Source organism: Flavobacterium sp. UBA5153 (genome assembly GCA_002413745.1).
In the GTDB taxonomy this organism is placed as follows: Bacteria; Bacteroidota; Bacteroidia; order Flavobacteriales; family Flavobacteriaceae; genus Flavobacterium.
The window spans coordinates 24791-42291 of record DHXP01000050.1; the positions used below are offsets into that span (position 1 = coordinate 24791).

Consider the following 17501-nt stretch of genomic DNA (forward strand, 5'->3'; position numbering starts at 1 on the left):
ATAACTCATAATTCATAACTGGCTTACAAAGGTTTTCTGTTTTGACTTTTATGTGTCGGATTTTGCTTTCCGGATTTTATATTCTTGTTGCTCTGAATTTTTGGTTGTCCAGCAGGCATTATTTTATTAGACACTCGCTTATTTGTTCGTAATAAATCAGTAGTATTCAAAAGCTCTTCGGTGCTTTGAAGCAAATTCAGTTTTCCTTCGGATAGTTCATATAAATGTTCGAAAATAACATCGTCTTTTACCGTGTCTTTATTCCAACTTAAGTATGATTTTTTCATATGATTGGCAATGACTTTTACCAATGCATTTTTCATTTCGCCTTCCTCCCATTTGTTGGCAACATCAATCATATATTTGATATTATTGCCATAAAATCGATATTTTGGAAAATTTTGCGGGTATTTTAAAACATCGGGTTTCAGTTGTAATACTTCACGAGTAGGTACAGGATAAGGTGATTCAACATCCAATTTAAAATCAGACATTATAAATAATTGATCCCATAATTTGTGCTGAAAATCGGGTACATCACGCAAATGAGGATTCAAACTACCCATCACCTGAATGATATATTTTGCGGCTTTGTTACGTTCCACACTGTCTTCAATAGCGGTGGCTTGGTCAATTAATTTTTGTAAATGGCGACCGTATTCAGGAATAATTAAATGAGATCTCTCGGCATTATATTCCAAATGATGAACGACATCATTCGAGTTTTCTTTTATATATTTTGAATTCATATTTGAAATTATTATTGTTGTTTTTGGGCATAAATAATATGCCTTTTGAAGAATAATCCTCCTTTGAGGATATATCTGCTCAAATATATTTGTTGCTGTTTATAGGGAAATAATACCTTTAATCGTAGAAACTTCTAAGTATTTATCAATTATTTCTTGGGCATCTTTCATGGTAACATCAACAGAGATACTCGTGAATTTGCCTGTTCTGGATTTTGTCGTTTTTATGACTGCTCCCATACAATCAAAGGCTTCTTCAACACGCACAACATTATCATTTTCAGATGGTACAATAAATTTATACAAATATAAAGCTGGCCAAGTATTGCTCATATCCAACTCTACTTTTAATCTATTATAAAATTCTTCGGTGTTTTTATCCATTCTTTAATTAAAAATAAAAGCAAATATACGGTTTTGATTTGAGATTTGAGAATTTAGGATTTAGGATTTATAATTTTTAAAACAAAGAAATTCATAAGTCAAAAAAATCTTTCAAAATCCAGATAACTTTAGGTAAATTTGCACCTTATTTGAAAAGCGTGTATAAAGAAATTGTGGTCATTATTGGCGGACCAGGAACTGGCAAAAGCACTATCGATGGATTGATGGAAAAAGGTTTTACCTAATCCCCAGAAAATTTATATAAGCCTTTATTCTTCCGCCTTGGGAAGAAATTTTTACCGGCGACCAAGAGCGTTACGAGAACTTCGAACAAGCTAAACACATCGATGTTCATCTCGTAGAAACGTACAAAAAATACGGTTATAAACTCATAGAAGTTCCAAAAGATACCGTTGATAATAGAATTTTATTTATCTTGGAGCCAATTTAGTTACGACTTGCGAATTATGAGTTTCGAAATCTGCTAACTGCGACTGGACACTGATTACTGAACACCGAACACTTGAAAATGCAAACAGCATTACAAATTCTTCAAAAATACTGGAAACACGACTGTTTTAGGTCGCCTCAAAACGAAATTATTAATTCGGTTTTGGAGGGAAAGGACACTTTTGGGCTAATGCCCACGGGTGGAGGAAAATCAATTTGTTTTCAAGTTCCGGCATTAATGAAGGATGGAATTTGTTTGGTTATTTCACCCTTGGTAGCCTTGATGAAAGACCAAGTACAACGCTTGCAAAAACTCGATATAAAAGCCATCGCGCTAACTGGCGGAATTCGATCTGATGAAATAATTACCCTTTTGGACAATTGCGAATTTGGCAATTATAAATTCTTGTACCTGTCACCAGAGCGATTACAATCAGACTGGATTTTGGAACGAATCAAAAATTTACCCATCAATTTAATTGCCATCGATGAAGCGCATTGCGTGTCGCAATGGGGACACGATTTTCGTCCGGCTTATTTGAAAATAGCCAACTTAAAAACTCATTTTCCCAAAGTTCCTTTCTTGGCACTTACCGCCTCGGCTACAAACGCCGTTTTGGAAGATGTAATTATCCAATTGGAACTGGAGAAACCAGCAATTTTTCAGAAATCATTTGCCAGAAAAAATATTGCTTATATGGTTTTTGAAGTCGAAGACAAATTGTATCGAATGGAGCAAATCTTGAAGAAGAATCCACAGCCTTCCATTATATATGTCCGAAACAGGAAATCCTGTTCAGAAACCGCTTCGCAATTGCAATCCTTGGGATTCAAAGCTACCTTTTATCATGGAGGATTAACTTCGAAAGACAAAGAAAAAAATATGAACCTTTGGATGAATGAAGAGGTTCAAATTATGGTTGCCACCAATGCCTTTGGAATGGGAATTGATAAATCGAATGTAAAAACGGTAATCCATATTCACCTTCCCGAGAGCATCGAAAGTTATTACCAGGAAGCGGGTCGCGCCGGTAGAAATGGCAAAAAAGCATTTGCAATTATACTTACAAGCCCCGCAGATAAAGCTCAAGCCCAAAGCCAATTTATTAATGTGCTGCCCGACAAAAAGATGCTGAACCAGATTTACATCAAATTGTGCACTTATTTCCAAATTGCTTATGGCGAGGGAATCAACGAACAATTTTCGTTCAATTTGAATCATTTTTGCCAAAAATATGGATTTCCAACCTTGAAGACTTTCAATGCTATCCAATTTTTAGACCGCCAGGGAGTTTTGAGTTTGTCACAAGAATATTCAGAGCGAATCACCATGCAATTCATAATACCATCCAAGGAAGTAATTCGGTATGTGAGTTTGAACACGCAGGAAGAACCAATTATTCTGGCCATACTCCGAACGTATCCTGGAATTTATGATACCCAAACGGCCATCAATTTATCTCTGATTGCAAAAAAATCAAGTTGCGAAGAAATGGCAATACATTCAGTTTTAGAAAAATTGAAAGGACTTGACATTATAGATTATCACAAAAAAAACAATGATGCCACCATTATTTTTAATGAAGTTCGTGAAGACGAAAGAACCGTTAATCGGATTTCGAAATATCTTGAAAACCAAAACCGACAAAAAATTGCCCAATTCGAATCGGTTTTGAATTATGTCAATGAAAAAAAAGTGTGCAAAAGCAGATTGATCCTGAATTATTTTGGAGAAACCCCAGATTCAGATTGCGGAATTTGTTCCTATTGCATTTCAAAAGAAACTAAAACCATAAACACATCTTCCATTTTGGAAAAAATTATTGGATTATTGAAAATGCAAGATATGAATTCAAGAGAAATTCAAAAATTGACAAAAAATACCGAGGACGATATTATCTTTGCATTGCAACAATTATTGGAAAACGATAGTATTGCAATACGTTCGAATAACAAATACACTTTAAAACTATAATGGAGAAATTACGAATTGTATTTATGGGGACCCCCGAATTCGCTGTTGGAATTCTGGACACCATAATCAAAAACGACTACGATGTTGTGGGAGTTATCACCGCTGCCGATAAACCGGCTGGTCGCGGGCAAAAAATAAAATATTCGGCAGTAAAAGAATATGCCTTGGCCAATAACCTAACTTTATTACAGCCGACGAATTTGAAAGACGAGGGTTTTTTAGAAGAATTAAAATCCCTGAATGCCAATTTGCAAATCGTCGTTGCCTTCCGGATGCTGCCAGAAGTTGTTTGGAAAATGCCAAAATTGGGAACGTTCAATCTTCATGCGTCTTTATTACCCAATTATCGTGGTGCGGCTCCAATAAATTGGGCAATCATAAATGGCGATACAAAAACTGGAGTTACCACTTTTTTTATCGATGACAAAATAGATACGGGTGCCGTAATTTTGAGTTCCGAAACAGAAATTACACCAAATGAAAACGCGGGACAATTGCACGACCGATTAATGCATTTGGGCAGTGAAGCTGTTTTAGAAACTTTGGAATTGATTGAAAAAGGAAATATCATCACAACTATACAAAAAGACAATCCCGAAATAAAAACGGCTTACAAGTTAAATAAGGAAAATTGCAAGATAGATTGGACAAAATCGGCGGATGAAATTTATAATTTAATAAGAGGTTTGAGTCCATATCCGTCAGCTTGGTGTTATTTCAGCGACAAAAATGAAGAATGGAATGTAAAAATTCATGAAGCAAAAATTATGTCGGAAAATCATGGTTATAACGTCGGAAGCTTGATTTGTACCAAAAAAGAAATGAAAATTGCGGTGAAAAATGGGCTTATTCAGGTGCTGAGTTTGCAATTTCCGGGAAAAAAGAAGATGACTGCAGCAGAATTATTGAATGGAATGACTTTTTCCGAGGATGCAAAAGTGTATTAACACCAATAAAAACGGGTGTTTTCTTATGATTTGGCAAGAATAGTCATTGCTTTATGAACAAAAAAAATAAGTTATCAACAAAATAAGCTAAAATTAAGCAAAATGCTTGTAAGGGAAGTAATTCCTACTAAATTTGTTGTAGTAACAAAGTTTTTTTTAACCAACATTTAATAACTAAACATTATGAACAAATCAGAATTAATCGACGCTATCGCTGCTGATGCAGGAATTACAAAAGCTGCTGCAAAACTAGCTTTAGAATCATTTTTAGGTAACGTAGGTGGTACTTTGAAAAAAGGCGGAAGAGTCTCTTTAGTAGGTTTCGGATCATGGTCAGTTTCAGCTAGAGCTGCAAGAGATGGTAGAAATCCTCAAACAGGAAAAACTATTAAAATTGCTGCTAAAAACGTAGTGAAATTTAAAGCTGGTGCAGATTTAGAGAGTGCTGTAAACTAATTTAAGTTTTCTTAAATATAATCAAAACCTTCCTGTTGGAAGGTTTTTTTATGCATTTTAACGATTTTATTTGGTATTCTTATATATTTTTTCTTAATTTTAGTAAAAATTATAATCAAATGATTTTAGCAGAATTAAAAAAAGGAAGTTTGCTTATTGCAGAGCCTTCGATTATTGGGGATTTATCATTCAATAGATCGGTTATTCTATTAGCGGATCATAACAATGAAGGTTCCGTGGGTTTTATTATAAATAAACCCTTAAAACATACCATACACGACCTGATTCCTGAAATTAAGGCAACATTCAAGATATATAATGGTGGCCCAGTTGAACAGGACAATCTCTATTTCATACACAACATTCCGGATTTGATTCCAGACAGTATAGAAATTTCCAATGGTATATATTGGGGAGGTGACTATGAAATAACAAAGGATTTAATCAATGGTGGCAAAATAAGTAAAGATAACATTAGGTTCTTTTTGGGCTATACAGGATGGGAAGAAAATCAATTAGAAACCGAGATGGAAAAAAATTCATGGATTATAACTAAAAATAACTATGAAAATAAAATAATTGGAAAATCGGCCTCAAGTTTTTGGAAAGAACAAATTATAGAATTAGGTGGTGAGTATCTAATATGGTCCAACGCTCCTGAAAACCCCTATTTAAATTAATTTATATTACCCTAAAATATAGATTCGTTCAGTTTTTGAACCAATTTTTTTGATAAATTGACCGTAAACTCTTTTTTACGATACTTAGTAATGGGTTGTATCCCTTTAATCACATTTGTAATAAACAATTCATCGGCTTTTTGAAGGTCAAACGGAGAGATTACCTCTTCAACAACTTCTAAATTTTCTATTTTTTTGGCCAAAGCCAAAATTTGTTTTCGCATAACACCGTTTAAACATCCTTCTGAAACAGGAGGCGTAATGAGTGTATTTCCTTTTAGCATAAAAATATTTCCTTGTAATGCTTCGATAACATTCTTGCTGTCATTCAATAATAAACAATTGTCCAAACCATTTTCATTGGCAAAAATACTTCCCGTAATATTTATGATTTTATTTGTGGTTTTTATGGAAGAAAGCAATTGCCTTGCAATATAAAAATCCTTGAACAAATCCACTTCATACTCCTTTTGATTGATTGAATACAAAGTATTATCGAGTGATTCGGCACTAATCAAAAAAGAGACCGTATTGTTTTGTGGCAAATAATACCCCCCATCATTTCTATAAACCGTAATTCGGGCACGAGCGGAAATTTCTAAATTTTTGATTTTTGCCAAAAAAAGAATTTGTTCCTCAAAATATTCCATTGTAAAATTCATGGGAATTTCCATTCGAACCACACGCATGGAAGACATCAATCTAAAATAATGATCTTCTAAAAAAAGAATTTTAGAGCCTGCTATTTTAACCGTTTCAAAAACAGCATCGCCATATAAAAAAGCGCGGTTTTGCGCCAATAAACTAGCATCGTGAGATACAATGTCACCATTAAAATTAATCATACTATTTAAAAAAAGTCACGCTAAAGAACATGACAAATATAAGTTTCAAAAAAGAACATCACTAAACTGAACCGATAACATGCTTAAGATCGGAAACTTGATTTTCCCACAAAAGTATTGCTTCATTAATTTCGTCTTCTTCGGCAAAATCAATCACCATCAAGGAAACATCTTTAGTGATTTCATCTACCAAAATATTTAATTCAAAAAAATAGTCAGTGTCCTTGTTATTACCATCTACCCATTTGAACCTTACCTTTTCTCCCGATTTCTTGGAGCATAGTCTTGCTTTTTCTTCGGAATCATTCCAAATAAAAGTAAAAAATTCGCCACGAGAATTAACATTATCCGCAAACCATTCCGATAAACCTGACGGAGTCGAAATGTATTGATACAACAATTGAGGTGAAGAATTTATGGGAAACTCTATTTCATAACGTACTTTTTGATCCATGAGCTACATTTAATTTTTTGGAAATGTATAGAATATAAAGCCAAAAAAAAAGCCTTTTGAAAAATATTTTTTTTTCTTTAATATATACTTGTAACCTCTAATATAATTTTTATATTTGCACCCGCATTCAAAGCTGGTTATCCTTCCGGCAATTTGGCGAGATAGCTCAGTCGGTTAGAGCGCAGGATTCATAACCCTGAGGTCCCGAGTTCAAATCTCGGTCTCGCTACTAAAACAAACCCTTAAACATCAATTGTTTAGGGGTTTTTTATTGGAAATATGTTTCGAAAATATCGACTTCAAATCTCTCAAGTGAGGAACTCAAGTGAGGACTCGAGTGAGGAATTGATATAAAAAAAGACTAATCACTAAGCAGAAAAGGTATAAATGAAATATGATTTTTCATTTATACCTTTCGAATTTTATTCTCTGAAGCTCCTTTCACTATCACAGGTGAAACTTTAGGGTCTAAGTAAAATTTATTTAAAACTTCATTAGATTAATGAGATGACAAAATACTAGTTTCATCACCCATTACTTTATTCCAGGTTTATTGAAGACAAAAATGTTCCAGACGGAACAGATTTAGCTGATATTTATCTTGAAAGTAGAATATGCAACAATTCTATTAAAGTTCAAAAAAATCCGCTCTAAAACAGAAATTGAAGTCAATAGATTGACAAAAATTAATCCTGGGATAATTAACCTTATTAGAACTTTTGACTTGCTAGATAATGAGCATAATGAGATTGAGAATATTGGATAGAATCACTTGTCTTTTAAACTTTAATATTCCAAGTTATGATTAATAATCTGAATTAAAAATTTCGTATTATGATTTGTTGAAAATATTTTGAGATTGATGCTATAAACTAGAATATGAGGTTATTATTTGGGGTTTGTCTTCGGTTATAATTAAGAGGCGTTTTTTTTAATTTTATGAATAAGCTTTTTTCTAATAAGATGGTATTTCTTATGGCTTGGATAACTTCTATTGGAAGTCATATTATTAAAAATTAAAGCAGTAAGTAGCAAAATCATTACGCCAATGAGTACTGGTGAAATCACATATAAATAACCCAAATCTTTTATTTTATCGGAACCAATAATAGCAATTAGTGCTGTTGCTCCACCGGGTGGATGTAAGGTTTTGGTAATTTGCATTAAAATAATAGAAATCGAAACGGCTAGTGGAGCAGTTATCCATATAATATCAGGAACTAATTTATGTACAGTTACACCAATTAAAGCCGAAATTAAATGACCGCCAACTAAGTTTCGAGGTTGCGAAAATGGACTTTGAATAATACCATAAACCAATACACTTGATGCACCAAAAGAAGCAATTAGATACACGGCATCATTTCCTGAAAAATGAATGGATTCTATGTAAGCTAATATTCCAATGCCCACAAACGAACCTAAAAAAGCCCAAAAATGCTCTTTCCAGTCTACCAAAGTTTCTCTATAAAGAATATATCGGGTTTTGCGATAACTTCGCTTTATTTTTTGAACAGGCATAAAGAATTATTTTGCTAAACTTGGTGTAAAAGAATAAACTGTAAAAGGATAAATCATTTTTGCCGTAAATTTTGAAATCAGGCAAACCATTAAAATTGGAAAGAATAAAGTATAATTATTGGTTGAGTCACAAACCAAGAAGATAGCTGTGAAAGGAGCGTGAATACTAGCACTCAAAACAGCTGCCATTCCAATAATCATAAAATTTACTGGAATCACATCGGCATTAAAAAAACGATTTAAAATGGAAGCAACTAACAATCCTAAAAAAGCACCTATAAAAAGACTTGGTGCAAAAACACCTCCATCGCCTCCAGAAGCTAATGTTACTGAAGTTACAATTGGTTTTAAAAGTAATATTCCAATAAATGTGAAAATTAGTGTAAAAGTTAATGGGACTTCATTCGAATTCAGAAAAATCATTTTGATAGCCAGATATCCTTCTCCATAAAGTTGAGGAAAAAGAAGCAGAGAACCGCTTAAAATTACTGAACCTAGGATGATTTTATGATAATAAATTTTTATTTTCGAAAATTGTGATTTAATAATCAATACGCAGCGTGTTAAATACACAGAATTTAATCCTGCTAAAATTCCTAAAAGGATAAAATAAGGAATGGCAGCAAGGTGCCAAGTCGTTATGTTTACTGTGAACAAAGGTTTTTCGTCTAATAAAAATAGAAGTCCAAAAGCTATTGCAGTGGCAATCATATTAGTCAGTAAGAATACTCGAGTTACTTTTTTCGAAATAACTTCCAGTGCAAAAAGAATTCCAGCAATGGGGCTACCAAATAAAGCCGTAACTCCTGCCGCAACTCCCGCACAAATTAATTCGGTTTTGTATTGTCTAAAAATATTTTCTTTTCTTTGGGCGACAGAACCTATGGTTGCCGAAGCAACAACTGTAGAAACTTCAATTCCTGTAGAGCCACCAAAAATAACGGTCAATAATCCGTTGATGAAGTGGGAAGAGATTTTATAATTGGGTAAATTTTTGGATTTAGAATTAGTGCTTTCAAAGATTTCTTTGAATCCTTTGTTTTCCCCTTTCTTAAATATATATTCTCGAAGAAAATAAATGACGGATAAACCAAAAACGGGGAAAAAAATATAAAACAGGGAATTCAGATTGGCTTGACGAAAAAATATTTCCTCGTAATATTCGGTTGTTTTCTTTAAAACAACTCCTAAAAAAGCTGATAAAAAACCAATTAATAGAGAAACAACAACTAATTTTTTGAATTTAATTAAAGCATGGTTTCTTCTAATTCTGGAAGTATCATTCATAAAAAAAGGGTTGTCATTGACCTGCAAATTTAAACTTTGAAAAAGCAATAATTCATTTTTAAAAGTTAAAAATTTTCTAAATCTCCAACAGTCCTATTTTATTTTAAATAAGTCATCGTTGGTAAATTAGCGTCTTCTAAACTTAAAAACTCATTTGACGGCGTTAATTTCTGCGATATATCGCATGTTTAAAAACACGAAAAACCCTCTTTTTCGCTAATATTTAGTTATGTTTGTTAGTAATAAAACGGAGTTTGTTTCACATAGTGACGTTATAAGCAAGCCTAAAAGACGACCATTCAAACATCAAGCGGCCAACCCTAATTAGAGGTTTATTTTTATGCTAACTTTAAAAACGGTTAACCCTTTCCTAGTATCTCAACGCTGCAACCCGGGCAGTTTGCAGTTATCGAACCAACGCAAGATTTAAAAAATTCCCAATCACACATTTTAAATAATAATTTACTCCTTCCTAGTTTGGCACATTTGGTTTTGCCCCAATACACAAGACCAACCCTTCGACATAACCAAATTTGTAGATCCTTTACAGTGTAAAAATATAATGGATAAATTTGTCCACTATTAAAAATAAATGCTTACCTTTGTCCTATAAAAAAGAAATAAATGTTTTCAAAAGCTTGTGAATACGGGATCAGGGCATCAATCTACATTGCTGAACAATCGCTATTAGAAAGAAAAGTGAGTTTAAAAGAAATTTCTGAGGCAATTGAATCGCCAACTGCTTATACTTCAAAAATATTGCAACAGCTTTCTCGAAGTTTTATTATAAATTCAGACAAAGGTCCAACAGGTGGATTTTCAATGGATACACAAGAAATTGAAAAGGTAAAACTAAGTACAATAGTTTTAGCAATTGATGGAGAATCAATTTACAATGGCTGTGGTTTAGGCTTAAAAAAATGTAATGAAAAAATGCCCTGTCCGGTGCATAATCAATTTAAACTAGTTAGAGATGAACTTAAAAAAATGCTTGAAAGTACTACTATAAAATCATTAGCTGTGGACTTTGAAAAAGGATTAACCTTTTTAAAACGATAAAAAAAATTTAAACTAATAGTGGACATATTTATCCAATATAATTAAAAAACAAAAAAATTAAACTTTAATAAAAATGAATATTCAAGAAAATCAAATCATCGGAGAATTGGTAGCAAAAGACTACCGTACTGCATCAGTATTTAAAAAATATGGTATTGACTTTTGCTGTCAAGGCAACAGAACCATTAATGATGCTTGTGAAGCAAAAAAAATTAATGAAAAAGTAGTCGTTTCAGATTTGAATGCACTCATACAATCACAATCTGAAAACACAACGGATTATAAATCTTGGCCATTAGATTTATTGGCAGATTATATTGAGAAAAAACACCATCGCTATGTGGAAGAAAAAACGCAGGAAATTATACCCTACCTAGATAAAATTTGCAGAGTTCACGGAGAACGTCACCCTGAATTGTTTGAAATCAAAGAACATTTCAATGCTACAGCAGGAGAATTGGCAAAGCACATGAAAAAAGAAGAGCTTATTTTGTTTCCAAATGTACGTAAAATGGTTAAAGCAAAACAAGAAAATTCCAAGTTGGAGTCATCCCCTTTTGGCACAATACAAAACCCCATTCAAATGATGATGAATGAGCACACCACAGAAGGAGAACGATTTAGCAAAATAGAAATATTAAGCAATAATTATACTCCCCCAGAAGATGCTTGTAACACCTACCGCGTAACATTGGCATTGCTCAAAGAATTTGAACAAGATTTACATCTGCACATTCATTTAGAGAATAATATTTTATTTCCAAAAGCAATCGAATTAGAAAAAGAATTGTCTTAAAAAATTGATGAAACCTATCGATTTGAAGGAAACTCTGGTCCTGGAGATGAAATGATTGTGTTTGCAGTTTCCTCCAAAAAAAATAATCTAAAAGGAATAGTAGTAAATGCTTCCGGAATGTATTCAGATCCTTCTACATCTAAGATTGTTGAACTCTTACGTAATAAAGTACAAAAAACCATGCCTATCAAAAGAAACGAATTCCTAAAGTCAATTAGCCAAGAACATCATCATGGACTGTTGATTTGCTGGAAAATAAGAACGGGCTTAAAAAAGAAAATCGAGCCAGAACGAATAAAAAGATATATCGATTGGTTTTGGGAAACACACTTAAAGCAACATTTCAAAATTGAAGAAAAATATATTTTTCCAATATTAGGCAACGAACATGAACTTGTAAAAAAAGCATTAGCAGAACATCGCAGATTAAATCGTTTGTTTGAAGCAATAACAGAACATTTAAAAAACTTGTCTTCGATTGCAGAAGAATTAGAAAGTCACATCCGATTTGAAGAACGAATTTTGTTTAATGAAATTCAGAACAATGCAACAACTGACCAATTGGAACGAGTAAAACAGTATCATTCTAATGATAAATTCGTAGATAATTTAACCGACCCATTTTGGGAATGATGAGAGGCAAAATACATTTAACAGTTATAGAAAATAATTCAAAACATACCATTGAAACGTATGATGGAGAATATAAAAATTTAATGTTTCTGTTAAGAGACAAGATTTATTTGGACGACTTTGGTGAGTGCGGAGGGATGGGAAGGTGTGCAACCTGCATAATAAAAATCATTGGTTTAACAGGAATTTCAACAGCAAAAGAAAGAAACGAACCTGTTACACTTTCTAAGATAGGATTTGTAGATGAAAATATACGCCTTTCATGCCAGCTATTGGTTACAAAAGATTTAAATAATACTGAGATTGAATTGATAGAATTGTAACAAATAGAAAATTTTATAAATCAATTTCTTAAAACTAGAATGAATTAAAAATTAACAAAAAGAAAAACATGAGTAAAGAAAAAAAATTATGGATTGGATTGCTTTTGGTAGCCTTCTTTTCCTTTGGAGTTTTAGGTTATTATGGTTATGAAATCTACCAACAAGCGCCACCAGTCCCTGTAAAAATCATTTCCGAAAACAAGGAAGTAATTTTCACTGGTCAGGAAATAAAAGACGGCCAAAATGTTTGGCAAAGTATGGGAGGCCAAGAAGTGGGAACTATTTGGGGACACGGTGCTTATGTAGCTCCCGACTGGACTGCCGACTGGCTTCATAGAGAAGCTGTATTTATATTGAATCGCTATGCACAAAAAGATTTCAATAAAGATTTTGATGCATTGGACAAGGAAAAGCAAGCCGCTCTAAAAATACGTTTACAAGCAGATTTGAGAACCAATAAATATGATGAAAAAACAAAAACAATCACTATTTCTCAAAATCGAGTTTTAGCTATTCAATATTTAAGTCATTATTACCAAGGTTTGTTTATGAATTCTCCCGAATTTGACAAATTACGAAATGATTATGCTATTCCAAAAAATGCGATCAAAGACGTAAACAGAATGCACAAAATGAATGCGTTCTTCTTTTGGGCAACATGGGCAACAGTTACAGAACGCCCTAATTCCGACATTTCATACACTCACAACTGGCCTGCAGATGAATTAGTCGGAAACAAAGCTACTACCGATTTAATGGCTTGGTCAGGGGTTAGTATTATTACATTGATTTTGTGTATTGGATTATTGGTGTTTTATCATGCAAAATCAGGGGAAGGCGAAAGCTTACCATTACCAACATCAGATCCCCTTTTAAAACAAGGAATGACGCCTTCTATGTATTTGGTAAAAAAATATTTTTGGGTCGTTAGCTTGCTTATGATTTTACAAGTGCTGTTAGGAATTGTAACTGCACATTATGGTGTCGAAGGCAATGGTTTATACGGAATTCCAATTGATAAATTCCTGCCCTATGCCGTAACAAGAACTTGGCACACCCAATTAGCTATTTTATGGATTGCAACAGCCTGGCTTGCTACAGGATTATATATAGCTCCAGCAGTTTCCGGAAAAGATCCTAAATTTCAATGTTTTGGGGTGAACTTTTTGTTCATTGCTTTACTAATAATTGTAGTAGGATCAATGATAGGACAATGGTTTGGAGTGATGCAAAAACTAAATTTAGTTGAAAATTTTTGGTTTGGACATCAAGGATATGAATATGTAGATTTAGGTCGTTTTTGGCAAATCTTTTTGCTAGTTGGACTTTTCTTATGGTTAGCTTTAATGGTTCGCCCGCTACTTCCTATTTTAAAAAGAAAAACGGAAGAAAAAAATCTTATCATTCTTTTTTTAATTTCTTGTTCCGCGATTGCGCTTTTCTATTCTGCCGGATTAATGTGGGGTAGGCAAACGAATCTTGCCATTGCCGAATATTGGAGATGGTGGGTAGTTCACTTATGGGTTGAAGGATTCTTTGAAGTATTTGCAACAGTTGTAATTGCTTTCCTTTTTGTTCGTTTGGGTTTATTGAAAACAAAAACGGCAACATTAAATGTTTTATTTAGCACTATAGTCTTTTTAGCTGGAGGAATTTTAGGGACTTTCCACCATTTGTATTTTTCAGGAACACCCAGTGCTATTATGGCTTTGGGAGCTACATTTAGCGCCTTGGAAGTAGTACCTCTTACACTTATCGGCTATGAAGCGTATCATAACTATACACTTTCTAAAGCTACTCCATGGGTAGTTGATTATAAATGGCCTATTTATTTTATGCTTGCCGTATCTTTTTGGAATTTCCTTGGAGCTGGTATATTCGGGTTTATAATTAATCCCCCAATAGCATTGTATTATGTTCAAGGTCTAAATACCACTCCTCTTCATGGCCATACCGCATTATTTGGCGTTTATGGAATGTTAGGAATAGGCTTGATGTTATTCGTACTAAGAAGTTTGTACAGGAACATAGAATGGAATAACAAGCTACTTAAAACTACTTTTTGGTCGCTAAATATCGGTTTGTTTTTAATGGCAACAATGAGCTTACTGCCAATAGGAATTTGGCAAGCGATTGAAAGTATAGAACACGGAATGTGGTATGCTCGTTCAGCTGAATTAATGCAAGATCCAACTATGATTACTTTAAAATGGCTACGTACCTTTGGTGATGTTCTATTTACAATAGGAATTGTTTCCTTCGCTTGGTTTGTATTTGATCTAACATTAAAAAATAAGAATAAGTAAAAGTTAAGTAAGTGCAATGTATTGTACAATGTCAAATACATTGCACTTTTTCAATATAAAATATATTATTGAATGAAAGGATCATCATCCAAATTCGTTTCGAAAATTGATGAAGTTTTAAGCGAATTATTTGGTAAAACAAATCCTTTAGAATTGAATATTTGAGATAAAATCTTCTATAGGAGTCCAAATAAAAAACCAAAAATGAGGTTGTTTCACGAGTTGTGTGACAGCCTCATTTTTTATTGGTAACAACTATTTCTTTTTTAATCGATATTTAAAAATTTCCTCAAACTTTTCTATCTTCGGTTGAATGACCATTTGGCAATAATATTAGCAAACAGATTAAAATTTCATTTTAACTCCAAAATTGAAGACAAAACCTTCTGTGTAAGTCCAAATTTCATCAAAAGTAGGATTGTTTACAGGACCATTAACCACCCCTTTATAATTACTTTGTCTCGTATCGGTGAAATTTTCAAAGTTTATGAAAACATTGTAGTTTTCCCATAGTGTCTTTTGAGCCATTGCTCCAAATTTCCAGAATGTTGGTGTTTGAGAACCATTGTATAAATATTGATTATCCGTAAAATACCCTTCCAGTCCAATTTTAAAATCATCTTCTTTTTCATACATCAGTATCAAATTTAACTTGTTTTTGGGTACCAATGGTAAAAACTGATTGCCTTGAAGGTATTTCGCTTTAACATCGGTGAATGTATACCCCACAAAAAGTTTTATGTTTTCATCGTAAACAAACTTAAGGTTGGTTTCAAAACCGTTGCTAGTAATTGGATTATCAGCATTAACGAAGAAATATACAGTATTAATATTTTGTAAAACCAGAGGTTTATTAATCTTTGTTGAAAAAAACATGTGATTCATACTAAAAGACAAATCATCTGTTATTTTATCCTTAAAATTCACATCAAATGTTCCTCCAATACTTTTTTCAGCCACTACATTATTTAATGCCAATAGATTTTGGTATTGCATTGTTTCCGTTTGTTCTGTAAAAACAGAAGGCATTTTATATCCTAAACCACCACCAATTCTACTGCTCCATTGGTGATTAATTATAAACAATGCTGAAACTCTTGGCAACACAAAGATTTGATTTTCAGAATAATTCTGATTGGAATATTGTACATTATCCAAACGGAAGCCGTTTTCTAATTTTATATTTTCGGTAATATCCCAAGTATGTTGAATGTATGCTCCTGTAGTGAATGATTTTGAATCCAGTGTGGCAATATCTCTTTGTTTGAAATTATCGTAAATTAAATTTACACCTCCAATAACAGTATATTTTTCTTTGTTCCAAACATAGGAAGCATCAATGTAGGCGTTAGTGTTTAATCCTGAAAACAAATAATTTGGGATATTTATTTTTCTATCGAAAAAGCTTAAACTTTGTTTTAGTTTGAAACTGTTTTTGTTTTCAGATTTTTTGTCAAATTCAACAGTAGTTGTATTTCTTGTAGTATTATTTTCTTCAAAATAAGTATGAGTGTCGTCTGAATAACCTTTTACGACCTGCATATCACCACCTCTAAGATCTCCTTTTGTGAAACTATTTCCTATCATCAATGAAGAACTTTCATTTGGATAATAAAACAATTGTGGATTTACAGTAAAATTATTGCCCTTTGGGATTTCAGTAAAACTATCCTTATCAACGTCATAGGCTTTCTGAAAATTAACCAATCCCATTAAGGTATAACCAAACTTTCCTTTTCTTTTAGAAGCATAAACTCCAATATTGGATTGTCCCACATTGGATTGATTCAGTATCATATTATATTCGCTTTTTTCTTTTGGTTTTTTGGAAATAAAATTGATAACCCCGGCAATGGCTCCACCACCATATAAAGTGGATGCTGGTCCTTTTATCACTTCAACCTGTTGTAAATCTAAAGGAGGGATTTCCAAAATACTTAAACCACTGGCAAAGTTTCCGAAATTAGTATACCCATTTTTAAGAAGTTGTGAATATCGACCATCTAAACCTTGCATTCGGATGCTGGCATTTCCGCTAGTAGCAGAAGTTTGTTGTACATTAATCCCTGTGCTTTCCTGAAGGACCATACTCACATTGGCTACTTTCATATTGCTTTTTTCGTCCAACTCTTCGGCATTCATTACTTCTAAACGTGTAGGTGTGTTTTTTATGGTTCTACTTGTACGCATAGATTGTACCACAACTTCATTTAGTTCAGTACCTTCACTTGATTCCAGACTGACTTGTAATGTGTCATTAACTGATAAGGGGAAGTCCAAAGATTCGATTTTTGTTTCGTATCCTGAATAACTAAAAGTGATTTGTTGTTTGCCGTTCGGAATGTTTTTAAGCTCTACAAAACCATTTTTATCAGTGGCATTCACAATATTTGTATTACTAATTTGTGCCGTTACGCCAATCAATAGTTCGTTTGTTTTACCATTTTTAACAACGGCTTTCAAAGTGTTCTGACTGTATGATACTGTGGTTATCAACATAGTCAAAATCAAAAAATATTTTGTCATTTAAATTTAAGTTTTAATCATAAATAATTAACTGTATGGACTATATGATAGCCATGCAATATATTTTAAAAAGGTATATACCTAATCTAATTAGGGTCTGCTGAGAAACG

The 17501-nt window shown here is 33.0% G+C and carries 16 protein-coding genes, 1 tRNA gene and 1 pseudogene; 11 read left to right on the forward strand and 7 right to left on the reverse strand.

Going from position 1 to position 17501, the window contains the following annotated elements:
* Window positions 1-23: 23 nt before the first annotated feature.
* Entirely contained in the window at window positions 24-749 is a 726-nt protein-coding gene (locus B2145_RS10110) for a DUF4290 domain-containing protein (protein ID WP_291101793.1), read from the reverse strand.
* Between the two features lie 99 nt (window positions 750-848).
* Window positions 849-1133 carry a DUF493 family protein gene (locus B2145_RS10115; RefSeq protein ID WP_291101795.1) on the reverse strand — a complete coding sequence of 95 codons (285 nt, stop codon included), beginning with the start codon at window positions 1131-1133 and terminating at the stop codon, window positions 849-851.
* 268 nt (window positions 1134-1401) lie between these two features.
* Between B2145_RS10115 and B2145_RS10120 the strand changes: the two are divergent.
* From B2145_RS10120 to B2145_RS10140, 5 genes and pseudogenes are all read left to right on the forward strand, one after another.
* Window positions 1402-1584 (forward strand): annotated as a pseudogene (locus tag B2145_RS10120) (AAA family ATPase); the annotation flags it as partial.
* A 78-nt stretch (window positions 1585-1662) separates the two neighbouring features.
* Window positions 1663-3558 (forward strand): RecQ family ATP-dependent DNA helicase, encoded by a 1896-nt coding sequence (locus B2145_RS10125; RefSeq protein WP_291101797.1) that lies wholly within the window; start codon window positions 1663-1665, stop codon window positions 3556-3558.
* On the forward strand, window positions 3558-4505 hold the full coding sequence (fmt, locus tag B2145_RS10130; protein ID WP_291101799.1) for a methionyl-tRNA formyltransferase: 948 nt from the start codon (window positions 3558-3560) through the stop codon (window positions 4503-4505). The genes B2145_RS10125 and fmt overlap by 1 nt, the downstream gene beginning before the upstream one ends.
* A gap of 183 nt (window positions 4506-4688) precedes the next feature.
* Entirely contained in the window at window positions 4689-4961 is a 273-nt protein-coding gene (locus B2145_RS10135; protein WP_291101801.1) for an HU family DNA-binding protein, read from the forward strand.
* A gap of 119 nt (window positions 4962-5080) precedes the next feature.
* Window positions 5081-5641, forward strand: coding sequence for a YqgE/AlgH family protein (locus tag B2145_RS10140; protein ID WP_291101803.1), 561 nt, complete (start codon window positions 5081-5083; stop codon window positions 5639-5641).
* 11 nt (window positions 5642-5652) lie between these two features.
* Here B2145_RS10140 and B2145_RS10145 read toward each other — a convergent pair whose 3' ends face one another.
* A complete protein-coding gene (locus tag B2145_RS10145; RefSeq protein ID WP_291101804.1) occupies window positions 5653-6486 on the reverse strand; it encodes an aminotransferase class IV in 834 nt (277 codons plus the stop codon).
* Window positions 6487-6547: 61 nt separating this feature from the next.
* Window positions 6548-6940, reverse strand: a complete 393-nt coding sequence (locus B2145_RS10150; RefSeq protein ID WP_291101806.1) for an START-like domain-containing protein — start codon at window positions 6938-6940, stop codon at window positions 6548-6550.
* 155 nt (window positions 6941-7095) lie between these two features.
* Here B2145_RS10150 and B2145_RS10155 point away from each other — a divergent pair.
* Window positions 7096-7169 (forward strand) — tRNA-Met (locus B2145_RS10155).
* Between the two features lie 686 nt (window positions 7170-7855).
* Here B2145_RS10155 and B2145_RS10160 read toward each other — a convergent pair.
* Both B2145_RS10160 and B2145_RS10165 read right to left on the reverse strand, forming a co-directional pair.
* Window positions 7856-8461 (reverse strand): HPP family protein, encoded by a 606-nt coding sequence (locus tag B2145_RS10160; protein ID WP_291101808.1) that lies wholly within the window; start codon window positions 8459-8461, stop codon window positions 7856-7858.
* A gap of 6 nt (window positions 8462-8467) precedes the next feature.
* Window positions 8468-9748, reverse strand: coding sequence for a chloride channel protein (locus tag B2145_RS10165; protein WP_291101810.1), 1281 nt, complete (start codon window positions 9746-9748; stop codon window positions 8468-8470).
* 624 nt (window positions 9749-10372) lie between these two features.
* On the opposite strand from B2145_RS10165, the gene B2145_RS10170 reads away from it, so the two are divergent.
* From B2145_RS10170 to B2145_RS10190, 5 genes are all read left to right on the forward strand, one after another.
* Complete coding sequence (locus B2145_RS10170; RefSeq protein WP_291101812.1) at window positions 10373-10807, forward strand: RrF2 family transcriptional regulator; 435 nt, start codon at window positions 10373-10375, stop codon at window positions 10805-10807.
* 73 nt (window positions 10808-10880) lie between these two features.
* Window positions 10881-11603 (forward strand): iron-sulfur cluster repair di-iron protein, encoded by a 723-nt coding sequence (gene ric / locus B2145_RS10175; RefSeq protein ID WP_291101814.1) that lies wholly within the window; start codon window positions 10881-10883, stop codon window positions 11601-11603.
* Between the two features lie 57 nt (window positions 11604-11660).
* Window positions 11661-12236, forward strand: a complete 576-nt coding sequence (locus tag B2145_RS10180) for a hemerythrin domain-containing protein (protein WP_291101816.1) — start codon at window positions 11661-11663, stop codon at window positions 12234-12236.
* Window positions 12233-12559, forward strand: a complete 327-nt coding sequence (locus tag B2145_RS10185; protein WP_291101818.1) for a 2Fe-2S iron-sulfur cluster-binding protein — start codon at window positions 12233-12235, stop codon at window positions 12557-12559. Before B2145_RS10180 ends, B2145_RS10185 begins: the two co-directional genes overlap by 4 nt.
* A 68-nt stretch (window positions 12560-12627) precedes the next feature.
* Complete coding sequence (locus B2145_RS10190; protein ID WP_291101820.1) at window positions 12628-14865, forward strand: nitric-oxide reductase large subunit; 2238 nt, start codon at window positions 12628-12630, stop codon at window positions 14863-14865.
* Between the two features lie 345 nt (window positions 14866-15210).
* Here B2145_RS10190 and B2145_RS10195 read toward each other — a convergent pair whose 3' ends face one another.
* Window positions 15211-17391: a TonB-dependent receptor gene (locus B2145_RS10195; protein WP_291101822.1), complete on the reverse strand. Its 2181-nt coding sequence runs from the start codon at window positions 17389-17391 to the stop codon at window positions 15211-15213.
* Window positions 17392-17501: the final 110 nt, after the last annotated feature.